The 14,436-nt window shown below is 74.5% G+C and carries 12 protein-coding genes and 1 riboswitch; of the genes, 8 read left to right on the forward strand and 4 right to left on the reverse strand.

Annotated features, from left to right (window positions below):
• Positions 1 to 144: 144 nt before the first annotated feature.
• The 4 genes from thyX (at position 145) to V6U79_RS02845 (ending at position 5,369) form a co-directional block, all read left to right on the forward strand.
• Entirely contained in the window at positions 145 to 888 is a 744-nt protein-coding gene (thyX, locus tag V6U79_RS02830) for an FAD-dependent thymidylate synthase (RefSeq protein ID WP_334523256.1), read from the forward strand.
• Positions 889 to 934: 46 nt separating this feature from the next.
• Complete coding sequence (gene dapA, locus V6U79_RS02835) at positions 935 to 1,861, forward strand: 4-hydroxy-tetrahydrodipicolinate synthase (protein WP_334613349.1); 927 nt, start codon at positions 935 to 937, stop codon at positions 1,859 to 1,861.
• A gap of 52 nt (positions 1,862 to 1,913) precedes the next feature.
• On the forward strand, positions 1,914 to 3,602 hold the full coding sequence (locus V6U79_RS02840; protein ID WP_334523194.1) for a ribonuclease J: 1,689 nt from the start codon (positions 1,914 to 1,916) through the stop codon (positions 3,600 to 3,602).
• A 189-nt stretch (positions 3,603 to 3,791) separates the two neighbouring features.
• Positions 3,792 to 5,369, forward strand: a complete 1,578-nt coding sequence (locus V6U79_RS02845) for a S1 family peptidase (RefSeq protein ID WP_334523197.1) — start codon at positions 3,792 to 3,794, stop codon at positions 5,367 to 5,369.
• Between the two features lie 80 nt (positions 5,370 to 5,449).
• Here V6U79_RS02845 and V6U79_RS02850 read toward each other — a convergent pair whose 3' ends face one another.
• Positions 5,450 to 7,126: a YbjN domain-containing protein gene (locus tag V6U79_RS02850; protein ID WP_442933294.1), complete on the reverse strand. Its 1,677-nt coding sequence runs from the start codon at positions 7,124 to 7,126 to the stop codon at positions 5,450 to 5,452.
• Between the two features lie 104 nt (positions 7,127 to 7,230).
• Positions 7,231 to 7,710: a YbjN domain-containing protein gene (locus V6U79_RS02855; RefSeq protein WP_334523200.1), complete on the reverse strand. Its 480-nt coding sequence runs from the start codon at positions 7,708 to 7,710 to the stop codon at positions 7,231 to 7,233.
• 113 nt (positions 7,711 to 7,823) lie between these two features.
• Between V6U79_RS02855 and V6U79_RS02860 the strand changes: the two genes are divergently transcribed.
• The gene (locus tag V6U79_RS02860) at positions 7,824 to 10,292 is read left to right on the forward strand and encodes an FtsK/SpoIIIE family DNA translocase (protein WP_334613352.1); all 2,469 of its coding nucleotides are present in this window, start codon (positions 7,824 to 7,826) and stop codon (positions 10,290 to 10,292) included.
• A gap of 79 nt (positions 10,293 to 10,371) precedes the next feature.
• Here V6U79_RS02860 and V6U79_RS02865 read toward each other — a convergent pair whose 3' ends face one another.
• Positions 10,372 to 10,617: a hypothetical protein gene (locus tag V6U79_RS02865; RefSeq protein WP_334523206.1), complete on the reverse strand. Its 246-nt coding sequence runs from the start codon at positions 10,615 to 10,617 to the stop codon at positions 10,372 to 10,374.
• Between the two features lie 111 nt (positions 10,618 to 10,728).
• Positions 10,729 to 11,043, reverse strand: a complete 315-nt coding sequence (locus V6U79_RS02870; protein WP_334523209.1) for a DMT family transporter — start codon at positions 11,041 to 11,043, stop codon at positions 10,729 to 10,731.
• Between the two features lie 66 nt (positions 11,044 to 11,109).
• Positions 11,110 to 11,175, reverse strand: a riboswitch (guanidine-III (ykkC-III) riboswitch).
• 89 nt (positions 11,176 to 11,264) lie between these two features.
• Here V6U79_RS02870 and V6U79_RS02875 point away from each other — a divergent pair.
• The 3 genes from V6U79_RS02875 to pgsA all read left to right on the forward strand — a co-directional run bounded on the left by V6U79_RS02875 (position 11,265) and on the right by pgsA (position 14,420).
• Positions 11,265 to 12,188 carry an ornithine cyclodeaminase family protein gene (locus V6U79_RS02875; protein ID WP_334613353.1) on the forward strand — a complete coding sequence of 308 codons (924 nt, stop codon included), beginning with the start codon at positions 11,265 to 11,267 and terminating at the stop codon, positions 12,186 to 12,188.
• Positions 12,189 to 12,264: 76 nt separating this feature from the next.
• Positions 12,265 to 13,761, forward strand: coding sequence for a 30S ribosomal protein S12 methylthiotransferase RimO (gene rimO / locus V6U79_RS02880; RefSeq protein WP_334523214.1), 1,497 nt, complete (start codon positions 12,265 to 12,267; stop codon positions 13,759 to 13,761).
• A gap of 71 nt (positions 13,762 to 13,832) precedes the next feature.
• Positions 13,833 to 14,420 carry a CDP-diacylglycerol--glycerol-3-phosphate 3-phosphatidyltransferase gene (gene pgsA, locus V6U79_RS02885; protein ID WP_334613354.1) on the forward strand — a complete coding sequence of 196 codons (588 nt, stop codon included), beginning with the start codon at positions 13,833 to 13,835 and terminating at the stop codon, positions 14,418 to 14,420.
• The last annotated feature ends 16 nt before the right edge of the window (positions 14,421 to 14,436 follow it).

Below are 14,436 nucleotides of genomic sequence, written 5' to 3' on the forward strand. Positions count from 1 at the left end.
GCGACGTGCCGGCGAGATATTGGACACGTGCCGTTCAGCCGGAACGGAAACTGTCCAAGATTCGCAGCTCAAGGCCGTGTCGGGGACGGAAGGTCGAGTTTCGCGCAGCGGTGCCGGGCCACTACAGTGCCAGGAATGCCGGAGATGGTGCAGCCCCAGGTCAAGCTGATCGCGTGGACCCAGTTCCAGGCCCCGGACGACGTGCCGTGGTCGACCGACGCGGACGGCGGGCAGGCCCTCGCCGAGTTCGCGGGCCGGGCCTGCTACCAGAGCTGGAAGAAGCCCAACCCGGCCACCGCCACCAACGCCGGCTACCTGGCGCACATCCTCGAGGTGGGCCACCTGAGCGTGCTGGAGCACGGCTCGGTGAGCTTCTACTTCACCGGGGTCTCCCGCTCGTTCACCCACGAGCTGATCCGCCACCGGCACTTCTCGTACTCCCAGCTCTCCCAGCGCTACGTCCCGGAGCGGGACGCCGCCATGGTCGAGCCGGCGGTGATCGCCGAGGACCCGGAGCTGCACAAGAAGTTCGTCGAGGCGGCCGAGGCCAGCGTCCGGGCGTACACGGAGCTGCTGGAGGGGCTGGAGCAGCGCTTCGCCGACGAGCCCAACCCGACGCTGCGCCGCAAGCAGGCCCGGCAGGCGGCCCGCGCGGTGCTGCCCAACGCCACCGAGACCCGGATCGTGGTCACCGGCAACTACCGGGCCTGGCGGCACTTCATCGGGATGCGGGCCACCGAGCACGCCGACGTGGAGATCCGCGAGCTGGCGGTGGAGTGCCTGCGGCAGCTCCAGCGGGTCGCGCCGAACGTCTTCGCCGACTTCGTCATCACCGCGCTGCCGGACGGCACCGAGGTGGCGACCAGCCCCCACGCCCAGCTGTCCTGAGCCCTTCCCCGCCGGTCGTCCGGTGGTCGTCCGCTAGGTTGTGAGCATGACGCACGACCACCCTGCCGCCCCTGACCGGGGCGTATCCCGCCCGTTCGGGCGACTGCTCACGGCCATGGTGACCCCGTTCACCGCGGACGGCTCCCTCGATCTCGACGGCGCCGTACGGCTCGCGGGCCACCTCGTTGACGAGCAGGGCAACGACGCGCTCGTGCTCAACGGCACCACCGGCGAGTCGCCCACCACCACCGACGCGGAGAAGGAACGGCTGATCCGCGCGGTGGTCGAGGCGGTCGGCGACCGGGCCCGGATCGTCGCCGGGGTGGGCACCAACGACACCCGGCACACCATCGAGCTGGCCGCCTCGGCGGAGAAGGCCGGCGCGCACGGCCTGCTGGTGGTGACCCCGTACTACAGCAAGCCGCCGCAGAGCGGCCTGCTGCGACACTTCACCGTGGTCGCCGACGCCACCGGCCTGCCGGTCATGCTCTACGACATCCCGCACCGGGCGGGGGTGGAGATCGCCACCGACACGCTGGTGCGCCTCGCCGAGCACGGCCGGATCGTCGCGGTCAAGGACGCCAAGGGCGACCTCACCGCCACCAGCTGGGTGACCAGCCGCAGCGACCTGGCCTTCTACAGCGGCGACGACTCGCTCACCCTGCCCACGCTGGCCGTCGGCGGGGTGGGCCTGGTGGGCACCTCGACCCACTTCACCGGCGCGCTGACCAAGCAGATGATCGAGGCGTACGACCGGGGCGACACCACGACCGCGCTGACCCTGCACCGGCGGCTGCTGCCGCTGTTCACCGGGATCTTCCGCAGCCAGGGCGTGATCCTGGTGAAGGCGGGCCTGGCGGCGAAGGGGCTGCCGGCCGGTCCGGTGCGCCCGCCCCTGGTGGACGCGACCCCCGACGAGATCGCCCAGCTGCGCGCGGACTGCGCGGCGGCGGGCCTGGAGCTGCCCGAATGATCGAACGACACGACGGACGCCGGGTTACGGCGTCGCAGAATGAGGTGGACGCGTGACCGAGGCGCACATCGAGGGTGCACCGCCCCCGCCGCTGCCGGAGGGTGGCCTGCGGATCATCCCGCTCGGCGGGCTCGGCGCCATCGGTCGGAACATGACCGTCTTCGAGTTCGACGGGAAGTTGCTGATCGTCGACTGCGGGGTGCTCTTCCCCGACGTCGAGCAGCCGGGCGTGGACCTCATCCTCCCCGACTTCGGGCCGATCCTGGACCGGCTCGCCGACGTCCAGGCGATCGTGCTCACCCACGGCCACGAGGACCACATCGGCGCGGTGCCGTACCTGTTGGCTCACAAACCGGACATCCCGCTCGTCGGTTCCCAGTTCACCCTGGCGCTGGTCGAGGCGAAGCTGGCCGAGCGGCGGATCCAGCCGTACACGCTGACCGTGCGGGAGGGGGGCCGGGAGCGGCTCGGCCCGTTCGAGTGTGAGTTCTTCGCGGTCAACCACTCGATCCCGGACGCGCTCGCGGTGGCCATCCGCACCCCGGCCGGCCTGGTGCTGCACACCGGCGACTTCAAGATGGACCAGGTCCCGCTGGACGGCCGGATCACCGACCTGGCCGGCTTCGCCCGGCTCGGCGCCGAGGGCGTGGACCTGCTGCTGTCGGACTCCACCAACGCGGAGATCCCCGGCTTCGTCACGCCGGAGCGGGAGATCGGGCCGGTGCTCGACGCGACCTTCGCGAAGGCCCGGGGGCGGATCATCGTCGCCTCGTTCGCCTCCCACGTGCACCGGGTGCAGCAGGTCTTCGACTCCGCCGCCGAGCACGGCCGCAAGGTCGCCCTGATCGGCCGGTCGATGGTCCGCAACATGGGCATCGCCCGCGACCTGGGCCTGCTCAACATCCCGGCGGGTCTGGTGGTCGGCATCGAGGAGGCGACCACGCTGCCGCCCGACCAGATCGTGCTGATGTCCACCGGTTCGCAGGGTGAGCCGATGAGCGCGCTGGGCCGGATGGCCAGCGGCGACCACCGGCACATCACCATCGCCCCCGGCGACACGGTGGTGCTGGCCAGCTCGCTGGTCCCCGGCAACGAGACCTCGGTCTACCGGGTGATCAACCGGCTGGCCCGGGCCGGCGCGGTGGTCGTGCACAAGGACGTCGCCAAGGTGCACGTCTCCGGTCACGCCCCCGCCGGTGAGCTGCTCTACCTGCTCAACGTGGTCCGCCCCAGCAACCTGATGCCGGTGCACGGCGAGTGGCGGCACCTGCGCGCGCACGCCCGGCTCGGCATCGAGTCCGGGGTCGCCCCCGACCGGGTGGTGCTCTGCGAGGACGGCGACGTGGTCGACCTGGTCGAGGGCCGGGCCAGCCTGGTCGGGCACGTGAAGAGCCGGTACGTCTACGTGGACGGGCTCGCCGTCGGCGACGTCAGCGAGTCGTTGCTCACCGAGCGGCGGATCCTCGGCGACGGCGGTTTCATCGCCACCACCGTGGTGGTCGACTCGGTCACCGGCAAGGTGGTCGCCGGCCCGACCCTGTCGGCGAAGGGCTTCTCCGAGGACCCGGAGGCGTTCAACCCGGTCATCCCGCTGGTCACCGAGGCGCTCAACCGGGCCGCCGCGGACGGCATCACCGACCCGCACCAGCTCCAGCAGATCGTCCGGCGCACCGTGGGGCGCTGGGTCAACGACGCGTACCGCCGCCGTCCGATGATCGTTCCGACGGTCGTCGAGGTCTGACCCGAGCGGCACCGCACGCCGGTCCACCGTCCGCGGTGGGCCGGCGTCGTCGTTTCCGGGTACGCCCCGAGCCGGTGACCGGCCGACCACGCTGCGTCGATCGTCGGCGGTTCCTTCAACCGATCGGCGGTCGTCTCCGTATTCCGTCCCGGCAGGCGTACCCCGCGCCGGCCGGGAGGAGCGTGGCGGATGGACCGCAGACGGATGACAGCCATCGGCGTGGTGGTGGCGGTGGCGGGCGTGACGGCGGCGGTGACCCTGCCGTCGTTCGCCGGTGAGAACGCCAGCCCACGCGCCGGTGGACCGGCCGGCGCGACGGCGACCGGCGGCGCCGCCGGTGAGGTGGTGGCGGCGATGAGCCGCGACCTCTCGCTCAGCCGCGAGCAGGCGGTGCGGCGGTTGGCGGCCGAGCGGCGGGCCGTCGGCACGGTCGACCGGCTCCGCGCCGAGCTGGGCGCCGCCTACGGCGGCAGCTGGTTGAGCGCGGACGGGGCCACCCTGACGGTGGCGGTCGCCGACCCGGCCCGGGCCGCCCGGGTGAAGGCGGCCGGCGCGGTGCCGAAGCAGGTCGACCGAGGCGTCGGGGAGCTGGACGCGGTGAAGGGCCGGCTCGACTCCGCCGGCCGGCAGGCCACCCCCGACATCGCCGGCTGGTACGTCGACGTCGCCGCCAACACGGTGGTGCTGCTCGCCCGCCCCGGCGCACAGGAAGCCGCCCGCCGCTTCGCCGCCGCCAGCGGCGTGCCCGCGGGATCGGTCCGGGTCAAGGAGTCCACCGAGGCCCCGCGCCCCCTCTTCGACGTGCGCGGCGGTGACGCGTACCTGATCAACAACGCGGGCCGCTGCTCGGTCGGCTTCTCGGTGGTGGGCGGCTTCGTCACCGCCGGGCACTGCGGCCGGGTGGGGGACCGCACCACCGGCGCGAACCGCGTCGCGCAGGGCACCTTCCGGGCCTCGTCGTTCCCCGGCGACGACTGGGCCTTCGTTGAGGTGAACGCCGAATGGACGCCGACCGGCGTGGTGAACGACTTCAACGGCGGCGTGGTGCCGGTGAACGGCTCCGCCGAGGCGCCGGTCGGCGCGTCCATCTGTCGCTCGGGCTCCACCACCGGCACCCGGTGCGGGGTGATCCAGGCCAAGAACGCCACGGTGAACTATCCGGAGGGGACGGTCACCGGGCTGACCCGGACGAACGTCTGCGCGGAGCCGGGCGACTCCGGCGGGGCGTGGCTCTCCGGCGACCAGGCGCAGGGCGTCACCTCCGGCGGCTCCGGCGACTGCACCCGGGGCGGGGTGACCTTCTTCCAGCCGGTCACCGAGATCCTCCAGCGCAACAACCTGACCCTGGTCACCGCGGACGGCCAGTCCGCTCCGGCCGAGCCGCCGGCCGGTGGGGACGTCACCGCGCCGCCGGCCACCGCCGCCCCGACCGCCCCGCCCCCCGCCGGCGGGGAGGCGTCGGTGTGCGCCGGTGAGGTCAGCCGTACCGGCGAGATCGCCGCCGGCCGCTCCCAGGCCCAGCCGGACGGCCGCTGGTACCTGGCCCAGGCCGGTGCCCAGAGCGCCTGCCTGGACGCCCCCGACGGCGCCCAGCTGGTGCTGGAGCTCCAGCGCTGGTCCGGCGCCGGCTTCCAGACGGTGGCGCGGGCCGGCACGCGGGAGGGGGTCGCGCGGCTCGCCGTCGACGGCCCCGCCGGCGCCTACCGCTACCGGGTCACCGCGCTGAGCGGGTCCGGCGCGTACACCCTGGCGTTCTCCGCCACCTGATCCGGCGACCCGCCGCGGGCCGCGACCCCCGACCACCACCGCCCGGTGGTCGGGGGTCGCTCCGCGTCGGCGCGGAGCGGTCAGGGCAGCGCGGCGACCGCTTCGGCGTACGCGACGCCGGTGGCGACGGTCGCGTCGACCAGGACACCGAGCTGGGTCGGGGCCACCCCGTGCTCCAGGTCGGTGCTGATGTCGCCGGCCAGCACCAGCTCCCCCTCGCCCAGGTCGTGCACGTACGACTTGGGCAGCAGCCGGTCGTGGTTCCAGGCGTTGCAGAACTCGTACGCCTCGGCCAGCCGCTCCACCGGCAGCCGCCGGACGGCCACCACCCGGGCGTGCAGGATCTCCCCGCGCCGCCCGAGCCGCCGGAACTGGATCACCGCGTCGTCCCAGCGGCCGACCACCACGCCGTCGTCGTCCACCGCGTACACGTCGCCCCGCCGGTCCAGGGTGGCCGTGATCATCGCCAGGGTCAGTGGCGCCGGCTCGTCCGGCGCCGGTGCGGCCGGACCCGGGTCGTCGGTCTCCCCGGCGTCGTCGTCGGGCAGCGGCACCGCCGTGGCGAGCGGGCGCTCGGCCAGCCAGGACGCGATCCGGCCGGACTGGTGCCCGGTGCCGTTGCGCGCGTCGAAGCTGCCGGCGAGCCGGGTGGCCAGCGCGAGCAGGTCGGTGCCGAGGGTCTCCACGTCCGGTTCGGCCGCCGGCCGGGCGCCGTGCGCGGGGCGGGGCACCCGTCGCCCGCCCAGCCCCGCCTCGGCGGCCAGCAGGCAGACCAGCGCCCCGGCGGCGGCGAACTCCATCGCGGAGAGGTCGTCGTACGGGTGGTCCAGCCGGGGCAGCTGCTCGGCGAGGATCGCCAGCCCCCGTTCCGGATGCCCGGCCAGCGCGCAGAAGCGCAGGTGCGCCGCGAGGTACGGGAAGGCCGCCCGCTCCCGCCGGTGCCGCCGGTACGCCCGCAGGTGCGCCGACCCGGCCCGCTCGGCCCGCCCGGTGCGCAGCCACGGCAGCAGCCCCGCCGCCATGGCCCGCTCCGGCTGGTCGGTGCAGTCCAGCACCCCCTCCAGCACCGGGCGCAGCGCGGCCAGCGCCGCCGCGTCGTCGCCCCAGCCGGCCAGCAGCTCGGCCCGCCGGGCGGGCAGGCAGCCGGGGCAGCCGGCGACCGGGTCGGGGTCGGTGGCGGACCAGTGGTCGTACCAGCGCCGGGCGGCGGGTTCGTCGCCGAGGTGGTCGGCGAGCCGGCAGCGCAGCTGGGCGACCACCCCGGCCTCCCCGCCGGCCCGGTCGGCGAGGTCGTCGAGGAGCGCGCGGGCCTGGTCGAGCCCGACGCGGGGCGTGCCGACGGCCGCCTCGACCGCGTAGCGCTGGTGCCGGCGCAGCCGCTCGGCGTCGCCCGGCCGCGCGTCGAGCAGGCCCGGGTGCCGGTCGGCGGTGGCGAGGCAGCGCCGCACCGGCTCGGCCACCCGCCACCGCTCCCCGTGCGACAGGTACGCCTCGACCAGCGCGAACCGGGCGTCCAGTGCCGACCGGGCGTCGCCCACGGCGTCGGCACGGGCGGCGATGCGCTCCAGCTCGGCGAAGCGCGGCTCGCCGTCCGGCAGGTCGCGGGCGTCGGCGAGCGCGGCGACCAGGTCCGGATCGCGGCGCCCGACCGGAGCGGCCGGCGGCTGGTGCTGCCCGCCCCGGTCGCTGGGCGGCTCGTGCTGCCCGCCCCGGCCGGCGTCCCGGTCGCCCGTCCGGCCGCCTGGTCCGCCGCGGATGCCGGACGGGCCGTCCGGTCCGCCGCGGTCGCCCGGCGGGCCCGGTCGTCCACCCTGGCCGGTGGCGGGGCGGCCCGGGTGGGGGAGGAAGTCGCCGCCGCCGGTCACGGGGCCGTCCCGCCCGGCAGTCGACCGACGGCGGCGGCGAGCTGGCAGCCGGTCGAGACGCCGCAGTCGATGAGCTGGTCGAGCTGGTGCGGGGTGACCCCACGTTCCAGATCGGTGATCACCTCGCCGCAGACCCGGGCCCGTCCGTCGTCGTCGACGTGCACGAACGCCTTGGGCCAGAGCCGGTCGTGGTTCCAGGAGTTGCAGAAGCCGTAGAGCGCCGGGACGTGCTCGATGCCGAAGGTCGGCGCGGCCAGGGTGCGTACCTGGAGCAGTTCGCCGGCGGCACCCGGGCGGAGGAACCAGATCAGGCTGTCCTCCCAGCGACCGACCAGGTCGCCGTCGGCGTCCACCGAGTACGCGTACCCCCGGTTGCGCAGCACCGCGGCGATCAGATCGCCGGTCAGCGGCCGCAGCGTGTGCGGGTGCCCGGCCAGGGGGTCGTCCGGACCGTCCTCGAAAGCAGGCGACGCCATCGGGCATCCCTTCTGAGGCGAATAACACGTCTGCGGGCGTCGTCCACGCTGCGACGCGCGGACACGACCCGGAAAAGCGGCGATGTTCCGGGCCACGCCGTTACGGTGACTCTATGGCGGGCCGTACCTCTCAGGCGAGCCGGCGACGCGGCGCGTCGCCGCGCGGTAACACGAACAGCCGTGCCCGCCAGCCGGCGAAGAAGGCCACCCGGGCCACGGCCCGGCGCCGACCGGCGGCCCGGCCGGGCCCGGCGGTCCTCGTCGGCCGCGCGGTCGGTGCGGTGTGGATGGGGCTGGCGCACGGGGTCGGCTGGGCGGTCCGCGCCGCCGGCCGGCAGGCGGCGTCCGCCCGCGACCTCGATCCCGAGCACCGCCGCGACGGCGCCGGGCTGCTCCTGTTCGGCCTCGCGATCCTCAGCGGGGTCGGGATCTGGTTCTCCGGCGCCGGACCGCTCGGCGCCCGCCTCGCCGACACCGTGCGGCTCTTCCTCGGCGCGATCGCGATCGTGGTGCCGGTGCTGCTGATGATCGGCGCCTGGCGGCTGATGCGCACCCCCGTCGACGCGGCGCACCGCGGCCGCGGCCTGGTGGGCTGGGGGTCCATGCTGGTCGCCACCGCGGCGATGCTGCACATCGGACAGGACCCGGTGGACCAGGTGCAGCGCGACTACGCCGGTGGCCTGGTCGGCGCGGGGATCGGCGACCTGCTGGAGCGGGCGGTGACGGCCTGGGTGGCGGTGCCGCTGCTGGTCCTGCTGCTCGTCTTCGGCCTGCTCGTGGTCACCGCCACCCCGATCAACAAGATCCCCGAGCGGCTCGGCCTGCTCGCCGGCACGCTGGTCGCGCCCCCGGAGGCCGGGGAGACCGACGTCGAGGAGGGGGCCGGCAGACCCGCCCGCCGCCGCCCGGCCCGGCGGACCGCGCCGCCGCCGGTCGACCCGGACGAGTTGGACGAGCTGGACGGGCTGGACGGCGTCAACCTCCAGGACACGCTGGTGCTGCCCCGGAAGCCGCCGGCGAAGGTGCCCGCCACCCGCAAGCCGGTCGAGCCGCCGGAGCACTCGCCGCCCCCGACCCGGGCCGAGCAGCTCGCGCTCACCGCGATGGACGGGGACTACACGCTGCCGCCGGCGAACATGCTCAGCGGCGGCGCCGCGCCGAAGACCCGGAGCAAGGCCAACGACGAGGTGATCGCGGCGCTGACCGGCGTCTTCGAGCAGTTCGACGTGGACGCCGCGGTCACCGGCTTCACCCGGGGACCGACGGTGACCCGCTACGAGGTCGAGCTGGGGCACGGGGTCAAGGTCGAGCGGATCACCCAGCTCTCCCGCAACATCGCGTACGCGGTGAAGTCGCCGGACGTGCGGATCCTCAGCCCGATTCCGGGCAAGAGCGCGGTCGGCGTGGAGATCCCGAACACCGACCCGGAGAACGTCGCCCTCGGTGACGTGCTGCGCTCGCGGGCCGCCGCCAGCGACCACCATCCGATGGTGGTGGCCTTGGGCAAGGACATCGAGGGCGGCTTCGTGGTGGCCAACCTGGCCAAGATGCCGCACATCCTGATCGCCGGCGCGACCGGCGCGGGCAAGTCGTCCTGCCTGAACTCGCTGCTGGTGTCGATCCTCACCCGGGCCACCCCGGACGAGGTGCGGCTGCTGCTGATCGACCCGAAGCGGGTCGAGATGACCGGCTACGAGGGCATCCCGCACCTGGTCACCCCGATCGTGACCAACGCCAAGAAGGCCGCCGACTCGCTGGAGTGGGTCGTCCGCGAGATGGACATGCGCTACGACGACCTCGCCGCCAACGGGGTCCGGCACATCGACGACTTCAACCGCAAGGTGCGCAACGGCGAGATCAAGGCTCCGCCGGGCAGCGAGCGGGAGATGCGGCCGTACCCGTACCTGCTGGTGATCGTCGACGAGCTGGCCGACCTGATGATGGTCGCGCCGCGCGACGTGGAGGACTCGGTCGTCCGGATCACCCAGCTGGCCCGCGCGGCCGGCATCCACCTGGTGCTGGCCACCCAGCGCCCCTCGGTCGACGTGGTCACCGGCCTGATCAAGGCGAACGTGCCGTCCCGGCTGGCGTTCGCCACCTCCTCGCTGGCCGACTCGCGGGTCATCCTGGACCAGCCGGGCGCGGAGAAGCTGCTCGGCCGCGGCGACGGGCTCTTCCTGCCGATGGGCGCCTCGAAGCCGGTCCGGATCCAGGGCGCCTGGGTGACCGAGCGCGAGATCGCCGACGTGGTGAAGTTCTGCAAGGACCAGCGGGAGCCGGAGTTCCGCCCGGACGTGCTCGCGCCGGCGCAGGACAGCAAGAAGAAGATCGACGAGGACATCGGCGACGACCTGGACCTGCTGGTGCAGGCGGTCGAGCTGGTGGTGACCTCCCAGTTCGGCTCGACCTCGATGCTGCAACGCAAGCTGCGGGTCGGCTTCGCCAAGGCGGGCCGGCTGATGGACCTGATGGAGACCCGGGGCGTGGTCGGCCCGTCCGAGGGTTCCAAGGCCCGGGACGTGCTGGTCAAGCCGGACGAGTTGGAGGAGGTCCTGGCCGGCCTGCGCGGCGGCGAGGACTGACGGGCGGGCGACCGCTCCACCCCCCGGACGCGACGAGGCCCGCCGGATCCCGGCGGGCCTCGCTGCGTAGGTCGTGGGGTCAGTTGTTGAGGATGGCGGCGACGAGGGCGATGCCGATGACGGCGCCCACCACGCTCGCGGCGGCGGCGTACCAGCCGAGCGGCTTGTCGCCGAGCACCGCGCCGACGATGCCGAGCGCGAGGCCGGCGAGACCGAAGATGATCGGCGCCACGAAGATGGCGATGACGGCGAAGACGAAGGCCAGGATCGTGCAGATCCGGGCGGCGTTGCTGCGCGGGCGGGCGGTCGCGTGCATGTCGGCCATGACGTCCTCCGTGATGAGAGCCAATGTGGGTGTTCGGCCGGTGTCTACCCACTCCGGCCTCGGGCTACCCATCCGGGTCGATGCACCCGCCGCCGGGTACCCGCCCGGGAGTCAGTGGAAGAGCTTGAGCCCCACCACGCCGGCGACCACCAGCAGCAGGCAGGCGATCCGGGGGAGGCTGGCCGACTCGTTCAGGGCCACCATCCCGACCACGGCGGTGCCGACCGCGCCGATGCCGACCCAGACGGCGTAGCCGGTGCCGACCGGGATCTCCCGCAGCGCGTACGCCAGGCCGGCCATGCTCAGCACCAGCGTCACCACGAAGACGACGGAGGGGAGGGGTCGGCTGAAGCCGGCGCTGCGGTCCAGCGAGACCGCCCACGCGGTCTCCAGCAGTCCGGAGACCACCAGCACGATCCAGGCCACGGGTCGTCATCACCTCGATACAGCGGGCCCCGGGCCCTCGCGGCCGGGACGAGTCGGTCTGCCTGTCGCGGGGCGTCTTGGCCTGACCGGGTACGCCCACCACTCGTCCGGGACGGCCGAAGCCGCCGTCGCCGACGCTAACACCGCCCCCTCCGCGCCGGGGGTGATCTGGCGCACCATCGGGTTGAGCTGAAGTTGACTTCAGATTGCAGCATGGCGGCATGACGCTGCTCTTCACCGACCGGGAGGTCGCCGCCGCCCTGGACGCCCCCGCGACCGTCGCGGCGATGCGGGACGCGCTGCTGGCCGCCCACGCCGGGCGGCTCGTCGCCCCGCCCCGGGCCGCCGCGTCGCTGGGCGGCGGGCGGATGGTCCTCACCGCCGGTCACCTCACCGGCGAGTGGTACGGCTTCCGCTCGTACGACACCTTCGGGCTGCCGGAGAGCGAGCAGCTGGTCGTGCTGCACGACGGGCTCACCGGCGCGGTCCGGGCCGTCGCCGTCGGCGAGGAGCTGGGCTCCCGACGGACCGGCGGGCTGGGTGGGGTGGCGGTGGACGCCCTCGCCCGCCCCGACGCGACCACCCTGGGCGTGATCGGCTCCGGCCGGCAGGCCTGGAGCCAGCTCTGGGCCACCGCGGCGGTACGCCCGCTGCGCGAGGTGACCGTGCACAGCCGCTCGGCGGACCGGCGGGAGACGTTCGCCGCCCGGGTCCGCGCCGAGCTGGGCCTGCCGGCCCGCGCGGTCGGCAGCGCCCGGGAGGCGGTCCGGGACCGGGACGTGGTGGTGCTCGCCACCACCAGCACCACCCCGGTGCTCGACGCCGCCGACCTCGCCCCGGGCACCCACGTCAACGCGGTCGGCTTCAAGCAGGCCGACCGGCACGAGTTCGGCGTCGACCTGCTCGACGTCGCCGACCTGCTGGTCACCGACTCGCCGGTCCAGGCGGCCGCGTACTGTCCGCCGATGCTCGCCGCCGTCGCGCCGTACGCGGAACGGCTGCGCGAGCTGGGCGCGGTGCTGGCCGGGGCGGTCCCCGGCCGGACCGGCGCGGATCAGGTCTCGCTCTTCTGCTCCACCGGCCTGGCCGGCACCGAGGTCTTCCTCCTCGACCGGCTGGTGCGGGTGGGTGCGGCGGCGGTCTGACCGGCCGGGGGTGTGAGCCGGCCGATGCCGGCGGCCCGCCGTTGCCGGCCCTCGCCGCGCCGCCCGGTACCCTCGGATGGTGTCTGCCACCTCTCCCGAAACCGCCGGCCGCCGTGTCGCCCTGCTGACCCTGGGCTGCGCCCGTAACGAGGTCGACTCGGAGGAGCTGGCCGCCCGCCTGCACGCCGACGGCTGGCAGGTCACCACCGACGGCGAGGGCGCCGACGTGGTGGTCGTCAACACCTGCGGCTTCGTCGAGAAGGCCAAGCAGGACTCGATCCAGACCCTGCTCGCCGCCGCCGACACCGGCGCCAAGGTGGTCGCCGCCGGCTGCATGGCCGAGCGGTACGGCCGCGAGCTGGCCGACAGCCTCCCCGAGGCGCAGGCGGTGCTCAGCTTCGACGACTACCCGGACATCGCCGCCCGGCTGGACGCGGTCGTGGCCGGCGAGACGGTGACCGCGCACACCCCGCGCGACCGCCGCGAACTGCTGCCGCTCACCCCGGTCAAGCGGCGCGCCGCGGCGGTGTCGCTGCCCGGCCACGGCACCCCCACCCGGGCGGCGGTGGAGACCGACGAGCACACCCCGGCCCACCTGCGCCAGGTGCTGCGCCGCCGGCTCGACACCGGCCCGGTCGCCTCGCTCAAGCTGGCCAGCGGCTGCGACCGGCGCTGCGCGTTCTGCGCCATCCCGGCCTTCCGCGGGGCCTTCGTCTCCCGCACCCCCGACGAACTGCTCGCCGAGGCGGAGTGGCTGGCCAAGACCGGTGTCCGCGAACTGGTGCTGGTCAGCGAGAACTCCACCTCGTACGGCAAGGACCTGGGTGACCCGCGGGCACTGGAGAAGCTGCTGCCGCAGCTCGCCGCGATCGACGGCATCGTCCGGGTCCGGGCGAGCTACCTCCAGCCCGCCGAGACCCGGCCCGGGCTGGTCGAGGCGATCGCCACCACGCCGGGGGTGGCGCCCTACTTCGACCTGTCGTTCCAGCACTCCAGCGAGCCGGTGCTGCGCCGGATGCGCCGCTTCGGCTCCACCGACCGGTTCCTGGAGCTGCTGGCCGGCGCCCGCGCCCTGGCCCCGCAGGCCGGCGCGCGGAGCAACTTCATCGTCGGCTTCCCCGGCGAGACCCGGGCCGACATCGACGAGCTGGTCCGCTTCCTGACCGAGGCGCGGCTCGACGCGATCGGCATGTTCGACTACAGCGACGAGGACGGCACCGAGGCCGCCGGCCTGCCCGGCAAGGTCTCCGCCGCCACCATCAAGCGCCGGTACGACAAGCTCAGCGCCCTCGCCGACGAGCTCTGCTCGCAGCGGGCCGAGGAGCGGCTCGGCAGCACGGTCGAGGTGCTGGTCGACTCGGTCGACGGCGGTGTGGTCGAGGGGCGGGCCGCCCACCAGGCCCCGGAGGTGGACGGCTCGACCACCCTGGTCGCGCCCGACGGCGGCGGGGTCGACCTGGCCGCGCTGCGCCCCGGCGATCTGGTGCGCGCCACGGTCACCGCGACCGAGGGTGTCGACCTGGTCGCCGTACCGGATGAGATGATCTCGGCGGCGCCCGGCGCGGAAAGGTGACGGCGGGCCCGGAGGGAGCGGGGGAGGCACGTGGTGTGCTGCCAGGTACGCGGCCGGATCCCGGTGCGGCCGTGACCGGCGCGACGGAGTCGGCGCCGGTGGTGCCCCGGGTGCCGGTGCTCAACGCGGCCAACGCGCTGACCGCCCTGCGGCTGGTGCTGGTGCCGGTCTTCGCGGTGTCGGTGGTCGTCTCGGCGATGACCCACGCCGGCTGGCAGTTGGCGGCCTGTCTGATCTTCGTGGTCGCCTCGGCGACCGACCTGGTGGACGGCTGGATCGCCCGCCGGTTCGGGCTGGTCACCTCGGTCGGCAAGGTGGCCGACCCGATCGCCGACAAGGCGCTCACCGGCGCCGCCCTGCTGCTGCTCTCCTGGTACGACCGGCTGCCCTGGTGGGTGACCGCGGTCATCCTCGCCCGGGAGCTGGGCATCACCCTGCTGCGCTTCTGGGTGATCCGGCACGGTGTGATCGCGGCCAGCCGCGGCGGCAAGATCAAGACCGCGCTCCAGATCCTCGCCATCACCTGGTACCTCTGGCCGATGCCGGCCGCCCTCGCCGTGGTGGGCCCCTGGATCATGGGGGCCGCGGTGCTGGTCACCGTGGTCACCGGCTTCGACTACGTCGCCCAGGCCCTGCGACTGCGCCGTCCCGCCCGCTGAATCCGGACCGGCGGGG

This window comes from Micromonospora psammae (assembly GCF_036902725.1).
Classification (GTDB): Bacteria; Actinomycetota; Actinomycetes; order Mycobacteriales; family Micromonosporaceae; genus Micromonospora.